Origin of the sequence: Vibrio vulnificus CMCP6 (assembly GCF_000039765.1) — a bacterium.
Lineage (GTDB): Bacteria > Pseudomonadota > Gammaproteobacteria > Enterobacterales > Vibrionaceae > Vibrio > Vibrio vulnificus_B.
Genome location: NC_004459.3, coordinates 1,232,738 through 1,249,903 on the forward strand (window position 1 = coordinate 1,232,738; position 17,166 = coordinate 1,249,903).

Here is a 17,166-nt window from a genome sequence, read left to right on the forward strand (position 1 = left end):
TCTAACCCAATCAGACCCAGAAACGGTGCAGAAAGTTTCAGCGATAGGAAGGTTATGTGCAGAAAATTAAAAAAGGGAGCCGAAGCTCCCATGAGTAAGACTCGTTTTACTTAGATAAACAGGCTACCGAAGGCAAAGCCAAGCGCAACCGCAGAAGCGATGGTCGCTACACCCGGAATAAAGAATGGGTGGTTGAACACGTACTTACCAATGCGGGTTGAACCTGTATCATCCATCTCTACGGCAGCCAATAGTGTTGGGTAAGTTGGTAGAACAAACAGCGCACTCACGGCAGCAAAAGAAGCGACCGCAGTAAGTGGCGCTACACCAATCGCCAGTGCCGCAGGCATAAGCGCAACCGTAGTTGCGCCTTGTGAGTACAGCAGCATAGAGGCAAAGAACAGCACCAATGCCAGCATCCAAGGGTAGTCAGACAGCAAAGCACCAGCGACATCTTTAATGCCATCGACGTGAGCATTAACGAAGGTAGAACCTAACCAAGCCACACCTAGTACACACACACATGCAGTCATACCTGAACGGAACGTCGCTGCCGAAGGGATTTTCGATGCATCGATCTTAGTGAACATCACAATCGCTGCCGCGGCAGCCAACATCACTGTCATGATCGCTTCGTTACGGCCAAGCGCTGGGTTTTCAATTAGACCAACAGAGCTGGAAATTGCCGCTGCGTAGCAAACCACAAACGCAATCGCGCCAAGGAAGATGTAAGTCGCGGTTTTAGCCGTTGGCAGGATTTCACGTTGTGTTTCAGTGCTGAGCTTGATCAGACCTTTTTCAAGGCGATCTTGATACTCAGGATCGTCTTTCAGCTCGCTACCCATGTAGTTCGCCACCAAAGCGCCGATCATACACGCCACAAATGTGGTTGGGATACAAACCGCAAGCAGTGTTAAGTAGTCCACACCAAACGGTGCCAACATGGCCGCAAATGCCACCACGGCCGCAGAAATAGGGGAAGCGGTAATCGCGATTTGTGATGCGACAACGGCAATCGATAATGGGCGAGAAGGACGCACGCCTTGCCCTTTTGCTACTTCGGCAATCACAGGAAGCGTTGAGAATGCGGTATGACCGGTACCCGCCATCAACGTCATTAAGAAAGTGACGATAGGCGCGTAGAAGGTAATACGTTCAGGATGTTTGCGCAGGAAGTTTTCAGCAATTTGAACCAGCCAATCCATACCACCAGCCACTTGCATTGCCGCAATGGCTGTGATCACAGACATGATGATCAAAATAACGTCAACAGGAATAAATGCTTGTTTGGTTGGTACGCCTAGAATCAGCGACAGGACAATAACACCCGCACCACCAGCGAAACCAATACCAATGCCACCAATTCGTGCCCCTAAATAGATAAAGAGCAGAACGACTAATAACTCGACCGCTACCATAGATTGTTACCTCATATATTTTATTGATTCTGATTAGCGAAACGCTTTGCCTAAAGCGCTTGAATAATCAGAAGTAAAATAAATACTTGTTATTATTATGGTTATTAATAAAGAACGGCAAAAAGGGCCCGCTAAGGAGCCCTTTCTCTTTACGATTATTCGTAACGTTTTGCTTTGTAAGTTGGGTGCATGAAGTTCTGCACAGACAGGATGTCATCCAACTCTTCAGATGTCAGCAAGCCACGCTCAAGCACTACTTCACGGACGCTCTTACCGGTTTCCGCACAGATCTTACCAACGATGTCACCTTCGTGGTGGCCGATGTATGGGTTTAGGTAAGTAACGATACCGATAGAGTTGTAAACGTAGTTTTCACAGATCTCTTTGTTCACAGTGATGCCGTCGATACACTTGTCACGTAGGTTCACACACGCGTTTTGTAGTAGTGAAATCGATTCAAACATCGCTTGACCAATCACAGGCTCCATTACGTTCAGCTGTAGCTGACCGCCTTCGGCTGCGAAAGAAATCGTGTTGTCGTTACCCAGTACTTTGAAACACACTTGGTTAACCACTTCTGGGATAACTGGGTTAACTTTTGCTGGCATGATTGAAGAACCGGCTTGCATTTCTGGCAAGTTAAGTTCGTTCAAACCAGCGCGAGGACCAGAAGAAAGCAGACGCAAGTCGTTACAGATCTTAGACAATTTCACCGCTAGGCGTTTTAGAGCGCCGTGTGCCATTACGTAAGCACCACAGTCTGAAGTTGCTTCGATAAGGTCTTCTGCTGGAACCACTGCTAGGCCAGTCACTTCCGCTAGGTGTTTCACGGCAAGTGCTTGGTAACCAGGAGGTGTGTTCAAGCCAGTACCGATTGCCGTTGCACCTAGGTTCACTTCAAGAAGTAGCTTCGAGGTGTAGTCTAGCGCACGGATCTCTTCGTTTAGCGTCACTGCCCAAGCGTGAAACTCTTGACCTACTGTCATTGGAACCGCATCTTGCAACTGAGTACGGCCCATTTTTAGGATGCCGTTAAACTCTTGAGATTTCAGCTCAAACGCACCTTTTAGGTATTCAATCGCTTCCATCAATTTATGGATGCTGTTGTAAACCGCAATACGGAAGCCCGTTGGGTAGGCACAGTTGGTTGATTGGCTCTTGTTCACGTGATCGTTTGGGTTCACCACGTCGTAATCGCCTTTCTCTTTGCCCATTAATTCTAGAGCAATGTTGGCAAGTACTTCGTTGGTGTTCATGTTCACAGAAGTGCCCGCACCGCCTTGGAATACGTCTGATGGGAACTGATCCATGCATTTGCCAGTTTCCAACATTAGGTCACACGCTTGAATGATGTAATCCGCGACATTCTTAGGAATTGCGCCCAATTCTTTGTTAGCAAGCGCAGCGGCTTTTTTGGTCATAACCATGCCACGAACGAATTCTGGTACGTCAGAAATAGTGACATTTGAGATGTTGAAGTTTTCGATGGCGCGCAGCGTGTGAATACCGTAGTAAGCGTCAGCCGGAACGTGACGTTGGCCTAATAGATCTTCTTCAATACGAGTGGCCGGAGTTGATGCTTTTGGAGCTTCAGTTAGGGTAGCCATAACAGGATCCTTAGATAATAATTCTGATATTTAAGTGATTGGTTAGCCATTTTCTGCAATCAGAATCCATTCATCAGAGTATTTGGCTGTAAAATCCGTCCTGACTTATGTGGCACATGATACTGTACCTTGCGCATAAAAATAGTAAGTGGATCACCTTTTTCGCTTTTATTTCGTCAATATTTTGCAAAGTATGAACAGCATGTGAATAACTCTAAAGGGGTAGTCAAAAAACACGCATTTTTACAGGATAAATTTGAGTCACTGCACGATTTGCCATTACACTGAAATCAACTAAGGGGGAGCTCGTGTTTCCAATATTATTACTACTGTTTATCTGTGTACCCATTGTTGAGATCGCTCTCTTCATTCAAGTTGGTGGCTTTATCGGTTTATGGCCGACAATTGGCTTAGTGCTGATTACGGCGTTTGTTGGGGCGTCTTTGGTTCGCAGTCAGGGGTTGCAAACTCTGATGTCGGTGCAACAACGTTTGCAGCAAGGTGAGTTACCAGCGCAACAGATTGTCGAAGGTGTGATGCTGGCGGTGTCGGGCGTATTGTTGCTCACTCCAGGCTTTATGACCGATGCCATGGGCATGATTGTGTTGATTCCAGGTCCAAGAGCTGCGATTGCCCGCTACTTGATGAGCAAGGTAGTGGTAAATGGTGCAGGCGGTGGGTTTCACTCTCACTATCATAGCGAAGGCTTCGACCGCAGCCCGTTCGAACAAGACCCGTTTTATCGTCAGCCTTTTAATGATGGTAAGCAAGGCCAGACGTTCGAAGGGGAATATGAAAGCAAAGACAAACAAGACGATGAACAGAATCGTCTGCGTTAATTTGAACAAATTCTCGTGTGATGAAGTTTGATGACATAGAAAAGCCGGAGTATTCCGGCTTTTTTGATCTTGTTGGCTAGGCGGTGATGTTATTTCGCCCCTTGGAACCCTAGCTGACGCCATGCCTCAAAAGCAATGATCGCGACAGCATTCGATAAATTTAAGCTGCGCGCGTCAGGCATCATAGGAATACGAATGCGTTGCGACATCGGTAGGCTTTCAATCACTTCCATCGGCAGACCACGTGTTTCTGGACCAAACAGCAGTACATCGCCTTGACGATATTGCGCGTCCACATGATGGCCAGTGGTTTTGGTGGTGCAGGCAAAAATACGATATTCACCACGCTGCTCGAGATAGTCGAGGAACGCTTGGTAGTTCTTATGGCGTGTGACACGAGCAAGATCATGATAATCCAAGCCAGCACGGCGCACCTTCTTCTCTTCAAGATCAAACCCAAGCGGTTCAATTAAGTGCAAATTTGCGCCACAGTTGGCACAAAGGCGGATGATGTTGCCAGTGTTTGGCGCAATTTCTGGTTCGTATAGAGCAATATCAAACATGGTATCGAGCGAATATGGTCAAAAGAGGGGGCCAGTATATACCCAAGTTTGAAGGCTTGGGTATAAAAGTGCCCGATAAGCGACGGTGCTCCGGTGAGCGGTGATGTTTAGCCTATTGCTTGAGCATAATTTTGCTCCACCACTTGCCAGTCGACCACATTCCACCAAGCATCAATGTATTCTGGGCGGCGATTTTGATAGCGGATGTAGTACGCATGCTCCCAAACATCGAGGGCGAGGATCGGTTCGCCACGTACGCTGGCAATATCCATCAGTGGGTTATCCTGATTGCTGGTGGAGGTGATATGAATATCACCCTCTTTGACCACTAACCATGCAAAGCCAGAGCCAAAGGTGTTGACGGCGGCTTGGGAAAAGGCCTCTTTGAACGCCGCAAAAGTGCCAAACTTTTCTTGAATCGCGTGGGCGAGCGCGCCTTGAGGTTGCCCTCCACCATTGGGAGACATGCACTGCCAGTAGAGAATATGGTTGTAGTAGCCACCGCCATTATTGCGCACTGCAGGGCTGTGTTGAGAGATGCTTGAGAAGATCTCAGTGAGCGTTTGATGCTCAAGCTCACTGCCTTGAATCGCCGCGAGAAACTTATCGTAATAGGTTTTATGGTGTTTGCTGTAGTGCACTTCCATGGTTTTTGCATCGATGTATGGCTCTAATGCATCGTAGGAATAGGGAAGCTCAGGGAAAGTGTGTGACATGGTAAATCCTCCGGTGATGAAGGATTTACCATAATCTTAATGATAACCATTATCAACTGCGATCTTTGTAAGGGTATTAACGCCTTTTCACCAGTGGAAGAGTAATGGTGACTCGCAAACCGCCAAGATCGCTGCGCTCAGCGTTTATGGTGCCGCTGTGCTGACGAATCGCGCTTTCGGTGATGCTTAAGCCGAGCCCGGTTCCTCCAGAATGACGATCCCGAGCGGTAGAGACTCGATAAAACGGACGGAAAATGGCTTCGAGTTCCTCTTCAGGTACCCCTTCACCATTATCATCCACCACGATATGTAGTGTGTCGTCGATGGCTTGAATAGCGATGATCACTTGGTCTTTGCCGTAGTAGATGGCATTGCGAATGATGTTTTCGATCGCGCTCATCAACAGCTTAGGATTACCGGAAATATGTCGCTCGGGTAACGGGGTGTATTGCAATACTTTGCCCATTTGTTCCGCTTCAAATTGTGCATCTTGAATGATCTCTTCCCATAGGCTGGCGACGGGCTGCTCTTCACGATCCAAATGGCTGTTCATCTGCATGCGAGACAGCTCCAGCAGTTCACTGATCATCTGTTCCAAACGTTGCGCTTCGGTATCAATTCGTTGCAGCTCATTACTTTCGCCCTGTTTGCGTGTCGCAAGCGCATTGGCCATTCTCAAGCGGGTTAGTGGCGAGCGCAGTTCATGGGAAATATCCGACAGCAACCGTTGCTGACCTGAAATCATCTGATTGACCGCTTCGACCATGCGGTTGAAGCTGGCGCCGGCTTGGCGAAACTCCGAGGTACCTTTTTCTAAAGAGGGATCCGTGACAAATTCCCCTTTAGCGACACGTTGCGCCGCTTTTTCTAAGCGTCGTGCGGGTTGGCTGAGTGCCCACGCTAGCCACAGCAGTAAAGGGGTACTGACCAGCATCACAGCCAGTAGTAGCTGAAATGGATGATCAAACATACGCAGTAAAAAAGGCGGTGGTTGGTTCCAGCGCATCCCAACGTAAAGTAAGTACTCTTTGTTCGCTAGCGTCACTGGCAGTGGCCCTGAGAGCATAAAGCGGCCATAGAGTTTTTGTTTCGGTTGATCGGGTTGTTCAATCGAGGTGACGAAGTTTTTCAGCGCCTTGAGTTGAAAATCCCCTTGCTTCAAGGTGGTGAGGATATTGCCATCGTAATCGGTGATGAAAAAGCGCGGCCGGCCATCTCGCCCATGGCGATCGCCGGGGCGCTCCATGCGAAAGAGAATGCGACCAAGATCAGTTTCGCCACGATATTGCTTCTCGATCTCCTGCTTGGCTTCAATAAAGCGATCGTATTGATCGGCCGGAATATTGCGTGCCTTACGAGGATCAAGGTGGGGCAAAGCCAAGACGGCCATCAGCACCAAAAACATGGTAAACCAGAAGATCGCAAAAATTCGCCCATACAAACTGGTGATTTTCGGCAAGCGCATCGGTTACTCCACAATCATTAAGTAGCCACGGCCACGTAAGGTTTTAATTCGAGATTTGCCATCCGCACGTTCAGGGAGTTTTTTCCGCAAATTCGAAACGTGCATATCAATGGCACGGTCAAAAGCCGCTAGGCGTTTACCGAGCACATCCAAGCTGAGCGTCTCTTTGGTTAATGTGCTCCCTGGGTTTTGCATAAAGTGGCTCAGCAAGGCGAACTCGGTCGCAGTGAGGTCAAGTTGAGTGCCAGCGCAATACGCTTCCAATCGGCCCGGATAAATTTTCAGATCTTGATACTCAATGCAATCGCTGCTTTTCGGGGCTTTCGTCGCACTGGTGCGGCGCAAAATCGCTTTGATACGTGCCAGCAGTTCACGATCACTGAAAGGTTTGGGCAGATAGTCATCCGCACCCAGCTCCAAGCCGATGACACGATCGATCTCTTCCCCTTTGGCTGTCAGCATTAATACTGGCGTGTCCCACTGTTCACGTAACTTCTTCAACGTATCGATGCCGTTGAGTTTGGGCATCATGACATCGAGTAAGATCAAATCAATCTCTGCCGATAAGGCTTGTAAACCCTGCTCACCGTCGTTCGCCTCGGTGACATTAAAGCCTTCATAGCTTAAGACTTCTGTCAGCAAGCTCGTCAGTTCGGTATCGTCATCAATCAACAGGATGTTTGCCATAGTAGGGCCTTTCTCTCAATCAGTTCTCTTTAATATTACTGTGAAATGACCGCAGGGAAGAGGAGCAAAGTCGCTCTTTACGATACTTTACGCTCTCTATACGTCACTTTACCTTGCAGTTTGTATTCTACACTCAAGCGCTGTGAGAACAGCTCAAATGAACCACCGACATGAGTAAGGAATTGATTATGAAACTTGCAAAAAAAATGGTACTCGCTGCTGTTGTCCTTCCACTAACACTAGGTACTGCCAGCGCTTTTGCTTTTGGCGGCGGTAAAGGTCATCACAAAGGGCCTGACGGCGAATGTGGCATGGGGATGGATCGTGGCATCTTACGTCAACTTGACCTGACCGATGCACAGAAAGAGCAGTTGGATGCGATGCGTGGCAGCAACCGTGCACAAATGAAAGAGATGTATCAAGGCAACTTCGCAGCAAACCAGGCTGAGCGTCAAGCACAGCACGCTAAAGTACAGGCCTTGTTACTGGCGGACAATTTCGACCAAGCCACGGCCAATGAGCTTGCGAAACAGATGGCGGAGAAACAGGCAGAGCGCCGTGTGAAAATGCTGGAAAAACAACATCAAATGTTGAGCATTTTGACTCCAGAGCAAAAAGCAAAGTTCGTTGAATTGCAAAACGAGCGTATGCAAGAGTGTGGCGACAAAATGCAAAAACGCATGGAAAAGCACGCGAAAAACTGATCTGTGCGGTATTCACTGACTTGAGCAAAAAGGCGATCTTCGGATCGCCTTAAATGTATCGTACTCATTCCCGCTTGAGCGCGTTATACTGCGAGCAAGGCTTTTTTCATCGAATGATTATGAAACACCAATACGCACGTTTAGTGACGATGGCTGCTTGGACGGCAACCGCAGTCGCAACTCTACTTCTCCTCGTTAAAATAGTGGCTTGGTGGGTGACCGGCTCTGTGAGCTTACTTGCCTCGCTGATCGATTCATTCCTCGATATTGCGGCGTCTGTCGTCAACTTAATTGTGGTGCGTTATGCGCTGCAACCTGCTGATGAGGAACACACTTTTGGCCATGGCAAAGCGGAATCGCTCGCGGCGTTGGCTCAAGCGATGTTTATCTCAGGTTCCGCGGTCTTTTTGATCCTCAATGGTATTGATCGCTTCTTCCGTCCTCATGAGTTGAACTCTCCAGAATATGGCGTATTCGTCAGCTTGTTTGCTATGGTGGTGACATTCGCCTTGGTGACATTCCAAAAATACGTGGTGAAGAAGACCGGTAGCCAAGCCATTGCGGCGGACTCTCTGCATTATCAAAGTGACCTATTCATGAATGCGGCCATTATGGTGGCGTTGGGGCTAAGCTATTATGGCGTTGGCCAAGCCGACGCGGTGTTTGCCGTCGGAATCGGGCTGTTTATTCTGTATAGCGCCTTCAAAATGGTGATGGAAGCGATCCAAACCTTGCTCGATCGCAAGCTGCCTGATGAAGAGTTAGAACAAATTCGCTGTGAATGTCTCGCGGTAGAGAATGTTCTGGGGGTGCATCAACTGCGCACTAGAATGTCAGGGCCGACGCGCTTTATTCAGCTTCATCTTGAGTTGGACGATGATCTGCCGTTGATCAAAGCGCACCAAATTGCCGACGAAGTGGAAGAGCGGTTGCTGGCGTGTTTCCCTGATGCCGATGTATTAATCCACCAAGATCCTTATTCTGTGGTGATTGTCAGTGAAAAAGAACAGATAGAACAACAGTGGTAACGCTCGAAAAAATACGCTTATCTTCAGGACAAATAAGCGGTTGTTGACTATCTTTCCAACAGCCTCTATTAAGATTCGTGATCCTGATGTGAATCAACAAAGTTTGAGTGCAAAACTGTAATACTCTTACATAAGTAGAAAAGTTACATAAAAATGTGTGTTTTCATTGGTATTCCTGTAGAGGAAATGTAACATTACGCACAGTTTTTCGGATTATATTGGTAGCTGACTAACAGCTATTTTTTAAAGATTATTAAATATTGATTTCTAAAGATCGAGGGTGAGCATGATTAAGAAGATCGGTGTTTTGACAAGTGGTGGTGACGCCCCTGGTATGAACGCAGCAATCCGTGGTGTGGTACGTACTGCACTGGGTGCTGGTCTTGAAGTTTATGGTATCTATGATGGCTACCTAGGCTTGTACGAAGGCCGTATTAAACAACTTGATCGTTCAAGCGTTTCTGATGTGATTAACCGTGGTGGTACGTTCTTGGGATCAGCTCGTTTCCCAGAATTTAAAGAAGTTGCGGTACGTGAAAAAGCGATTGAAAACCTAAAAGCACACGGTATTGATGCGCTTGTGGTTATCGGCGGCGACGGTTCGTACATGGGTGCGAAGAAACTGACTGAAATGGGTTACCCATGTATCGGTCTACCAGGCACGATTGACAACGATATCGCAGGTACGGATTACACCATCGGTTACCTAACGGCGCTGAACACGGTTATCGAATCGATCGACCGTCTACGCGATACTTCATCTTCTCACCAGCGTATTTCTATCGTAGAAATCATGGGTCGTCACTGTGGTGACCTCACTCTGATGTCTGCTATCGCAGGTGGCTGTGAATACATCATCACACCAGAAACTGGCCTAGATAAAGAGAAGCTGATTGGCAACATCCAAGACGGCATTTCTAAAGGTAAGAAACATGCGATCATCGCGCTGACTGAGCTGATGATGGACGCGAACGAACTGGCAAAAGAGATCGAAGCGGGAACGGGTCGTGAAACTCGTGCCACGGTTCTTGGTCACATCCAACGTGGTGGCCGTCCAACGGCGTTCGACCGTGTTCTTGCGTCTCGTATGGGTAACTACGCGGTTCACCTATTGATGGAAGGTCATGGTGGCCGTTGTGTTGGTATCGTGAAAGAGCAACTTGTTCACCACGACATCATCGATGCAATCGAGAACATGAAGCGTCCAGTTCGCAATGATCTGTTCAAAGTAGCAGAAGAGCTATTCTAAGCAGAATAAACTGATTATCTGAGCAAAGGCTGCGTTATCGCAGCCTTTTTCATATCGGTGGCTTCTACCAGACGTCAAATCTAAGGCACTAATGTGGCCAATTGCTGTTTGCGTTGCTTAAGGGCGTAAAGATAGCTGCACAACCCGACCAAAATGTTGCCCACCGCAATGCCAATAAACAGCCCTTCAATGTCGTAGAGCCAACTGCCTAGGTATGCCGCTGGCAGGGTAAACACAAACAGCCGAATTACGCTCCAGCGGAAGGCGTTGAGTGGTTGGTGCATGGCATTTAAACCGCTGACCAGCATCATCACAATGCCTAAAAAACCGTAGCTGATCGGTACCACCAGCAGGTAATGCCAAAGCAAATCTCTTACCGCTTGCTCTTGTGAGAATAGAGCGGCGAGCGGAATACTGAGCGGCACCATCATCAAAAACACCAAACCTTGAAACAGCACCGAAAAGCGCATGCTGACGAACAATCCTTGGAACGCTCGTTGTGGGTTTTTCGCGCCAAAGTTTTGCGCCATAAAAGGCGTCAGAGCAGAGGTGAGTGCCATGAGGACCAAAATCAAAATCGATTCAATGCGTTGTGCCGCCCCATAAGCGGCAACAGCAGCGGTGCCGTGGCTGGACAGCATCATCATTAAAATGGCGCCAGAGAGAGGGTTCATTGCGTTGGAAAGCGCAGCCGGAGTGCCGACCTTGAGAATCTGCTGCCAATCCTCTTTTAAGCGTTGCCATTGTGGCAGGCCGAGCAGCCGCTCACGCTGAATCAAAACGTAGAAAGAGCCAATCAGCGCACCGAGCCAACTCAACGCACTCGCAATCGCTGCGCCTTGAATACCGAGCTCAGGAAATGGGCCGATACCAAAAATCAGCAGCGGGTCGAGCACGCCGTTGATAAGCCCAGCGAGCATCATGATTTTGGCTGGGGTCTTAGTATCTCCGGTGGCACGAATGGCACTGTTTCCTGCCATCGGAATCACCAGTAATGGGATGGTGAGGTACCAGACATGCATGTATTGGCCGATGAGGGGAATCAGTTCCTCTTTCGCACCAAGCAAGGTAAATAAGGGGGTGACAGTAAAGAAGCCGAGTGTGGAAGCGAGCGCAACCAGCACAACCGCCAATAGCAAGCCATGGGTAGTAAAACGTGCGGCTTGATGCGCTTCTCCTTGACCTAATAGACGACCGATGCTGGTCGATAGTCCGACCCCGATGCCCATCGTAATGCAGTTAACGGCGAAGGTGACGGGGAAGGTATAGCTGATCGCCGCCAGTGCTTCGGTGCCAAGTAGTGAGATGAAAAAGGTGTCGACCAAGTTAAACATCAGGATCGCCACCATGCCAAATATCATGGGGACGGTCATTTTTCGTAGCGTTTCCGCGATGGGCGCGCTCAGCAAGCCATGTTTATCAAGCATCAATCATCACCAGAAGGCATCACCAGAAGGTGCAAAAGCGCTAGGATACAAGAAATGTGTGCGAGGGGCGAGCGAGCTGTTTTTAAGCAATCCTTTGCCAAAGCCTCGGAACTTTTAACTTAGTCACAAAAAAATCCTCACGCCCCCTTGGGATCGTCATGATCACCCCCTATATAGTTAGCACTAGGCCTAGAAGCCCTGCTTCAGGGTAATTATCAAATAAACATGGAATTTTTCAGGAGAGACGACCGATGAACATTCGTCCATTACATGATCGAGTTATCGTAGAGCGCCAAGAAGTTGAATCTAAATCTGCTGGTGGCATCGTTTTAACTGGTTCTGCTGCGGAAAAATCAACTCGCGGTGTTGTTCTAGCTGTAGGTAAAGGCCGCATTCTAGAAAACGGCACTGTTCAGCCGCTGGACGTTAAAGTTGGTGATACTGTTATCTTTGCAGAGAGCTACGGCACTAAGACTGAAAAGATCGACGGTAAAGAAGTTCTTATCATGTCTGAAAACGACATTATGGCTATTGTCGACTAATAGCAATCGTTGAGTAATTTTTTGCTCTGATTCAAAACGAAATCCAAAACAGAATTTAGAAAGGAAATCAAAGATGGCTGCTAAAGACGTTAAATTTGGTAATGACGCTCGCGTAAAAATGCTAGAAGGTGTCAACATTCTAGCTGACGCAGTAAAAGTAACACTGGGCCCTAAAGGCCGTAACGTGGTACTCGACAAATCTTTCGGTGCACCAACGATTACAAAAGATGGTGTATCGGTCGCGCGTGAAATTGAACTTGAAGACAAGTTCCAAAACATGGGCGCACAAATGGTGAAGCAAGTGGCTTCACAAGCAAACGACGTCGCGGGTGACGGTACGACAACGGCGACGGTACTTGCGCAAGCTATCGTAAATGAAGGTCTTAAAGCGGTTGCTGCGGGTATGAACCCAATGGACCTTAAGCGTGGTATCGACAAAGCTGTGGCGGCTGCAGTTGAAGAACTGAAAGCGCTATCCAAAGATTGCTCAACCAGCACTGAAATCGAGCAAGTAGGCACCATCTCTGCGAACTCCGATTCAAGCGTGGGTAAAATCATTGCGGAAGCAATGGAAAAAGTGGGCCGTGACGGTGTTATCACGGTAGAAGAAGGTCAAGCACTGCACGATGAGCTAGACGTTGTAGAAGGCATGCAGTTTGACCGTGGTTACCTATCACCATACTTCATCAACAATCAAGAGTCTGGCAGTGTTGAACTAGAGAGCCCATTCATCCTATTGGTTGATAAGAAGATCTCGAACATTCGCGAACTTCTACCAGCACTTGAAGCGGTAGCAAAAGCCTCTCGTCCACTGCTGATCATCGCAGAAGATGTGGAAGGTGAAGCGCTCGCTACACTGGTTGTGAACAACATGCGCGGCATCGTGAAAGTGGCGGCGGTGAAAGCGCCTGGCTTTGGTGATCGTCGTAAAGCTATGCTACAAGACATTGCTATCCTAACAGGTGGTACGGTGATTTCTGAAGAAGTGGGTCTTGAGCTTGAAAAAGCAACTCTAGAAGATCTAGGTCAGGCGAAGCGTGTTTCTATCACCAAAGAAAACACCACCATCATTGATGGCGTGGGTGAAGAAGCGATGATTCAAGGCCGTGTTGCTCAAATTCGTCAGCAAATCGAAGATGCAACGTCAGATTACGACAAAGAGAAACTGCAAGAGCGTGTGGCTAAACTGGCTGGCGGCGTTGCCGTTATCAAAGTTGGCGCTGCGACTGAAGTTGAGATGAAAGAGAAGAAAGACCGCGTAGAAGATGCACTACACGCAACTCGCGCAGCGGTTGAAGAAGGTATTGTTGCTGGTGGTGGTGTTGCCCTCATCCGTGCGGCTTCTAAGATTGTAGACCTACAAGGCGACAACGAAGAGCAAAACGTCGGTATCCGTGTAGCACTGCGTGCTATGGAAGCGCCACTTCGTCAAATTACCAAGAATGCGGGCGATGAAGAGTCCGTGGTTGCGAACAATGTTCGCGCTGGTGAAGGTTCATACGGCTACAACGCAGCAACGGGTGTATACGGCGATATGCTAGAGATGGGTATCCTAGACCCAACAAAAGTAACGCGCTCTGCGCTGCAGTTTGCGGCATCGGTTGCTGGCCTAATGATCACCACTGAAGCAATGGTGACTGACCTACCACAGAAAGACTCTGGTATGCCAGATATGGGTGGTATGGGCGGTATGGGTGGCATGGGCATGATGTAATCAGCCTACCCGCTGTCAATATTTGAAAAAGCTGAGGAGCGATCCTCAGCTTTTTTTTATCGCTGAGAATGTGTCGTTTATTCAAGAATATGAACAATATCCGATATAAGATGAGATTCATATTCTACACTGCTACTGAGATGCATATGAATGTAACTTGGTAAGTGCATGAAAAATAGAATGTTTTAAAATGGTTTTGTCAAATGGATGAAAAAACATTCAGACATTTGACAAAACAATGACTTGGCAAAATTGAACGGCGTACATAATAAGTCGATGGGTACGGGAGTCGGCATCGCGCCGCCGGTACTTAACAACTCATAGTCAGTGGAGACTCAACCAATGAAAAAAATCTTAACAGCAGCAGTGGTAACCGCGTTAACGTCAACAGCGGCAATGGCAGCAACGCCTGTAATGTTTTCTTCAATCAATAACTTTAACGCGCCAGATGACAGCGCTGTGGCGGGTGTTCGTGTTGCCGCACTCTACGGTAAAGTCGATAACTTGAAAGGTGTTGATCTAGCGGTGGTTGGTCTCTCTGAAACCGACACAACAACAGGTGTTAACTTAGGTATCTTTGGTGCATCGAAAGTAAACCAAGAAATGACTGGTGCGTCATTGGGTTTCTTCAACTGGAATACTGGCCAAACCACAGGTGTTAACCTTGGTGCAGTGAACTTGACCAATGATGTTAAAGGCGCAAACGTGAGTTTTGTGAACTACTCGGAAGGCAACACCATGGTCGATGTGGGTGCGGCAAACTTCTCGGATACTTCGACTGTTCAGGTGGGCGTATTCAACAAAACCGCAAAAATTGAAGGCGTGCAAATTGGCCTAATCAACTGTGCGGACAACGGTTTCTTCCCTTGCTTCCCAATCATTAACTTTGCGAAGTAAGCTCAATCGAGAGTTAAGTTCTCGATAGTATAAAGAAACCCCAGCCAATAATGGTCTGGGGTTTTTGTTTTTAGCAGTGAGCAAAGATAGCCATATACTGGTTTATTTAATCAGGCGTGAACTGCGGCGCTGCTGAATTTTTTGGTGAACGCCTCGGCGCAGCGCTTGAATGCGGTTTTCTGCTTTGTCGACGCCGAGCAACACTGTCAGGGCAAGCACCGTCATGATCACAGATTGTTGCATCAGCCCTAAACCAATCATCATTCCCATCGACGCCAACACCCAGATGACTGCAGCGGATGTTACTCCGTGAATTTTCCCATCTTGAGTCATCATCACACCTGCACCTAAAAAGCCCACACCGGTAATGATTTGTCCAAGCACACGGGCTTGATCAAGAGTATTCGGCGAGAGGTAGACCGCCATAGACATAAAAAAGTAGGTACCAGAAATAATCAAAATAGAAGTTCGAATACCCACTGGCTTGCCACGAGTTTGCCGCTCGGCACCGATTAAGAGCCCATTGACCGCACAGCACAATAAGGCGACCCAACTAAACGGCTCAATACTGAGTAGGGAATCTAAGGTTAATGACATAAAGGCTTCCTAAAATAAGAACAGAGAAAACGCAATGAACAAGCGTGAGTTATTCAAGATAGAGATCCAGTGGGGTTTTACTTGGACGGCCACCGATTTCTCGAGTCAGGGTTGGGACAAGATAGCCAGACACTTGCGTGATCAAGCCGTGCATAATCGCTTTGGCCTCTTGATCGGAAACATAAAAATGTGCCGCGCCTTGAACCTTATCCAACACATGTAAGTAATAGGGCAAAATGCCAGCATCAAACAGTGCTTCGCTAAGATGCACTTGCGCTTCGACGCTATCATTCACTCCTTTCAGCAGCACGCCTTGATTCAATAATGTCACACCTATGCGTTTTAACCGATGCAGTTGCGAGGTTAATTCGGCGTTGATCTCATTGGCATGGTTGATGTGCGTGACCAAAATGACTTGCAAACGCGTTTGTTCTAGCAACTGGCACAGTGCCGTTGTGATGCGTGCGGGTATCACCACAGGTAAACGCGAGTGAATGCGTAGTCGCTTGATGTGGGGAATGTCAGCAATACGTTCGATTAACCACTGTAACTCATCATCTTTGGCCATCAAGGGATCGCCACCGGAAAAGATCACTTCATTCAGTGCGCTATTTTGTGCAATGTAATCGAGGCTTTGCTGCCAAACCGTTTTGCTGCCTTTGTTGTCTTGATAAGGAAAGTGACGGCGGAAACAATAGCGGCAGTTAATCGCGCATCCTCCTTTGACGATCATCAGCGCACGATTGTGGTACTTGTGGAGTAAGCCAGGAATCGCATTGTCTTGCTCCTCAAGGGGATCGACAGAATAACCCGGATGGATTTCATGCTCTTCGCTAACGGGTAACACTTGGCGCAAGAGTGGATCATTCGGATTACGTTTTTCCATTCTTTCGACAAAACTTTGCGGCACGCGTTGTGCGAACAATCCACGTGCTGAGAACCCGTCTTGCCAAGGTGTTGGATCGATTTCCAACATTTTGAGCAAGGTTGCAGGATCAGAGATCCCATTCGCTAGCTGTTTGAGCCAGTTTTGCTCAACAGATTCGACTTTTCGGGGTATTATGTGCGGCATTGAATTTAGCTCTAAGAATGTAAGAGGACAAAATGGCTACAGTTAGCACTAATGAATTTAAAGGCGGCCTAAAACTCATGATCGATAGCGAGCCTTGCGTTATCTTGGAAAATGAGTACGTAAAACCGGGTAAAGGCCAAGCGTTCAACCGCGTTAAAATTCGTAAACTTCTTTCTGGTAAAGTGCTAGAGAAAACATTCAAGTCTGGTGACACTTGTGAAGTGGCAGACGTAATGGATATCGACCTAGATTATCTATATTCAGACGGCGAATTCTACCACTTTATGAACAACGAAACGTTCGAGCAAATTGCAGCAGACGCAAAAGCTGTTGGTGAGAACGTTAAGTGGTTGGTTGAGAACAACACTTGTATGTTGACACTTTGGAACGGTAACCCTATCGCGGTAACACCACCAAACTTTGTTGAGTTAGAAGTGATTGAAACCGATCCTGGTCTAAAGGGTGATACTCAGGGTACAGGTGGTAAGCCTGCAACACTATCAACCGGTGCTGTTGTTCGTGTACCGTTATTCATCCAAATCGGTGAAGTGATCAAAGTCGACACGCGCAGCTCAGAGTACGTGGGTCGCGTGAAGTAATATCAGCCTGATAGTTTCTAAAAAGGTCGCCTTGGCGACCTT

17 protein-coding genes are annotated in these 17,166 nt (G+C 47.7%); 8 read left to right on the forward strand and 9 right to left on the reverse strand.

Annotation, left to right across the window (positions count from 1 at the left end; translation table 11 throughout):
* Positions 1 to 110 precede the first annotated feature (110 nt).
* Together VV1_RS05900 and aspA are read right to left on the reverse strand one after the other, a co-directional pair.
* Positions 111 to 1,418 carry an anaerobic C4-dicarboxylate transporter gene (locus tag VV1_RS05900; RefSeq protein ID WP_011079233.1) on the reverse strand — a complete coding sequence of 436 codons (1,308 nt, stop codon included), beginning with the start codon at positions 1,416 to 1,418 and terminating at the stop codon, positions 111 to 113.
* Between the two features lie 155 nt (positions 1,419 to 1,573).
* Positions 1,574 to 3,025 carry an aspartate ammonia-lyase gene (aspA, locus tag VV1_RS05905; protein ID WP_011079234.1) on the reverse strand — a complete coding sequence of 484 codons (1,452 nt, stop codon included), beginning with the start codon at positions 3,023 to 3,025 and terminating at the stop codon, positions 1,574 to 1,576.
* A gap of 308 nt (positions 3,026 to 3,333) precedes the next feature.
* Between aspA and VV1_RS05910 the strand changes: the two genes are divergently transcribed.
* Positions 3,334 to 3,864, forward strand: a complete 531-nt coding sequence (locus tag VV1_RS05910; protein ID WP_011079235.1) for an FxsA family protein — start codon at positions 3,334 to 3,336, stop codon at positions 3,862 to 3,864.
* An 89-nt stretch (positions 3,865 to 3,953) separates the two neighbouring features.
* Here VV1_RS05910 and trmL read toward each other — a convergent pair whose 3' ends face one another.
* The 4 genes from trmL to VV1_RS05930 form a co-directional block, all read right to left on the reverse strand.
* Positions 3,954 to 4,427 (reverse strand): tRNA (uridine(34)/cytosine(34)/5-carboxymethylaminomethyluridine(34)-2'-O)-methyltransferase TrmL, encoded by a 474-nt coding sequence (gene trmL / locus VV1_RS05915; protein WP_011079236.1) that lies wholly within the window; start codon positions 4,425 to 4,427, stop codon positions 3,954 to 3,956.
* Between the two features lie 107 nt (positions 4,428 to 4,534).
* Complete coding sequence (locus VV1_RS05920) at positions 4,535 to 5,143, reverse strand: superoxide dismutase (RefSeq protein WP_011079237.1); 609 nt, start codon at positions 5,141 to 5,143, stop codon at positions 4,535 to 4,537.
* A 76-nt stretch (positions 5,144 to 5,219) separates the two neighbouring features.
* On the reverse strand, positions 5,220 to 6,608 hold the full coding sequence (cpxA, locus tag VV1_RS05925; RefSeq protein WP_011079238.1) for an envelope stress sensor histidine kinase CpxA: 1,389 nt from the start codon (positions 6,606 to 6,608) through the stop codon (positions 5,220 to 5,222).
* Between the two features lie 3 nt (positions 6,609 to 6,611).
* Positions 6,612 to 7,295 (reverse strand): response regulator, encoded by a 684-nt coding sequence (locus VV1_RS05930; protein WP_011079239.1) that lies wholly within the window; start codon positions 7,293 to 7,295, stop codon positions 6,612 to 6,614.
* A gap of 188 nt (positions 7,296 to 7,483) precedes the next feature.
* Between VV1_RS05930 and VV1_RS05935 the strand changes: the two genes are divergently transcribed.
* From VV1_RS05935 to pfkA, 3 genes are all read left to right on the forward strand, one after another.
* Complete coding sequence (locus tag VV1_RS05935; protein ID WP_011079240.1) at positions 7,484 to 7,999, forward strand: CpxP family protein; 516 nt, start codon at positions 7,484 to 7,486, stop codon at positions 7,997 to 7,999.
* Between the two features lie 119 nt (positions 8,000 to 8,118).
* Positions 8,119 to 9,027, forward strand: a complete 909-nt coding sequence (gene fieF, locus VV1_RS05940) for a CDF family cation-efflux transporter FieF (RefSeq protein ID WP_011151351.1) — start codon at positions 8,119 to 8,121, stop codon at positions 9,025 to 9,027.
* 286 nt (positions 9,028 to 9,313) lie between these two features.
* Positions 9,314 to 10,276, forward strand: coding sequence for a 6-phosphofructokinase (pfkA, locus tag VV1_RS05945; RefSeq protein WP_011079242.1), 963 nt, complete (start codon positions 9,314 to 9,316; stop codon positions 10,274 to 10,276).
* An 80-nt stretch (positions 10,277 to 10,356) separates the two neighbouring features.
* Here the strand turns inward: pfkA and VV1_RS05950 are convergent, their stop codons facing one another.
* Complete coding sequence (locus tag VV1_RS05950; protein ID WP_011079243.1) at positions 10,357 to 11,703, reverse strand: MATE family efflux transporter; 1,347 nt, start codon at positions 11,701 to 11,703, stop codon at positions 10,357 to 10,359.
* Between the two features lie 251 nt (positions 11,704 to 11,954).
* Between VV1_RS05950 and VV1_RS05955 the strand changes: the two genes are divergently transcribed.
* From VV1_RS05955 to VV1_RS05965, 3 genes are all read left to right on the forward strand, one after another.
* Positions 11,955 to 12,245, forward strand: a complete 291-nt coding sequence (locus VV1_RS05955; protein ID WP_011079244.1) for a co-chaperone GroES — start codon at positions 11,955 to 11,957, stop codon at positions 12,243 to 12,245.
* Between the two features lie 73 nt (positions 12,246 to 12,318).
* Positions 12,319 to 13,959 carry a chaperonin GroEL gene (gene groL / locus VV1_RS05960; protein WP_011079245.1) on the forward strand — a complete coding sequence of 547 codons (1,641 nt, stop codon included), beginning with the start codon at positions 12,319 to 12,321 and terminating at the stop codon, positions 13,957 to 13,959.
* A gap of 342 nt (positions 13,960 to 14,301) precedes the next feature.
* The gene (locus VV1_RS05965; RefSeq protein WP_013570978.1) at positions 14,302 to 14,856 is read left to right on the forward strand and encodes a VC2662 family protein; all 555 of its coding nucleotides are present in this window, start codon (positions 14,302 to 14,304) and stop codon (positions 14,854 to 14,856) included.
* A gap of 102 nt (positions 14,857 to 14,958) precedes the next feature.
* Here the strand turns inward: VV1_RS05965 and VV1_RS05970 are convergent, their stop codons facing one another.
* Together VV1_RS05970 and epmB are read right to left on the reverse strand one after the other, a co-directional pair.
* Positions 14,959 to 15,453 carry an MgtC/SapB family protein gene (locus tag VV1_RS05970; RefSeq protein WP_011079247.1) on the reverse strand — a complete coding sequence of 165 codons (495 nt, stop codon included), beginning with the start codon at positions 15,451 to 15,453 and terminating at the stop codon, positions 14,959 to 14,961.
* A 49-nt stretch (positions 15,454 to 15,502) separates the two neighbouring features.
* A complete protein-coding gene (gene epmB, locus VV1_RS05975) occupies positions 15,503 to 16,525 on the reverse strand; it encodes an EF-P beta-lysylation protein EpmB (protein ID WP_011079248.1) in 1,023 nt (340 codons plus the stop codon).
* 32 nt (positions 16,526 to 16,557) lie between these two features.
* On the opposite strand from epmB, the gene efp reads away from it, so the two are divergent.
* Positions 16,558 to 17,124 (forward strand): elongation factor P, encoded by a 567-nt coding sequence (gene efp, locus VV1_RS05980; protein ID WP_011079249.1) that lies wholly within the window; start codon positions 16,558 to 16,560, stop codon positions 17,122 to 17,124.
* Positions 17,125 to 17,166 lie beyond the last annotated feature (42 nt).

What these genes read in the sequence shown, in the direction of transcription:
- VV1_RS05900 (WP_011079233.1), bottom strand. Translation starts at nt 1,418, where the DNA reads ATGGTAGCGGTCGAGTTATTAGTCGTTCTGCTCTTTATCTATTTAGGG.
- aspA (WP_011079234.1), bottom strand. Translation starts at nt 3,025, where the DNA reads ATGGCTACCCTAACTGAAGCTCCAAAAGCATCAACTCCGGCCACTCGT.
- trmL (WP_011079236.1), bottom strand. Translation starts at nt 4,427, where the DNA reads ATGTTTGATATTGCTCTATACGAACCAGAAATTGCGCCAAACACTGGC.
- VV1_RS05920 (WP_011079237.1), bottom strand. Translation starts at nt 5,143, where the DNA reads ATGTCACACACTTTCCCTGAGCTTCCCTATTCCTACGATGCATTAGAG.
- cpxA (WP_011079238.1), bottom strand. Translation starts at nt 6,608, where the DNA reads ATGCGCTTGCCGAAAATCACCAGTTTGTATGGGCGAATTTTTGCGATC.
- VV1_RS05930 (WP_011079239.1), bottom strand. Translation starts at nt 7,295, where the DNA reads ATGGCAAACATCCTGTTGATTGATGACGATACCGAACTGACGAGCTTG.
- VV1_RS05935 (WP_011079240.1), top strand. Translation starts at nt 7,484, where the DNA reads ATGAAACTTGCAAAAAAAATGGTACTCGCTGCTGTTGTCCTTCCACTA.
- fieF (WP_011151351.1), top strand. Translation starts at nt 8,119, where the DNA reads ATGAAACACCAATACGCACGTTTAGTGACGATGGCTGCTTGGACGGCA.
- pfkA (WP_011079242.1), top strand. Translation starts at nt 9,314, where the DNA reads ATGATTAAGAAGATCGGTGTTTTGACAAGTGGTGGTGACGCCCCTGGT.
- VV1_RS05950 (WP_011079243.1), bottom strand. Translation starts at nt 11,703, where the DNA reads ATGCTTGATAAACATGGCTTGCTGAGCGCGCCCATCGCGGAAACGCTA.
- VV1_RS05955 (WP_011079244.1), top strand. Translation starts at nt 11,955, where the DNA reads ATGAACATTCGTCCATTACATGATCGAGTTATCGTAGAGCGCCAAGAA.
- groL (WP_011079245.1), top strand. Translation starts at nt 12,319, where the DNA reads ATGGCTGCTAAAGACGTTAAATTTGGTAATGACGCTCGCGTAAAAATG.
- VV1_RS05965 (WP_013570978.1), top strand. Translation starts at nt 14,302, where the DNA reads ATGAAAAAAATCTTAACAGCAGCAGTGGTAACCGCGTTAACGTCAACA.
- VV1_RS05970 (WP_011079247.1), bottom strand. Translation starts at nt 15,453, where the DNA reads ATGTCATTAACCTTAGATTCCCTACTCAGTATTGAGCCGTTTAGTTGG.
- epmB (WP_011079248.1), bottom strand. Translation starts at nt 16,525, where the DNA reads ATGCCGCACATAATACCCCGAAAAGTCGAATCTGTTGAGCAAAACTGG.
- efp (WP_011079249.1), top strand. Translation starts at nt 16,558, where the DNA reads ATGGCTACAGTTAGCACTAATGAATTTAAAGGCGGCCTAAAACTCATG.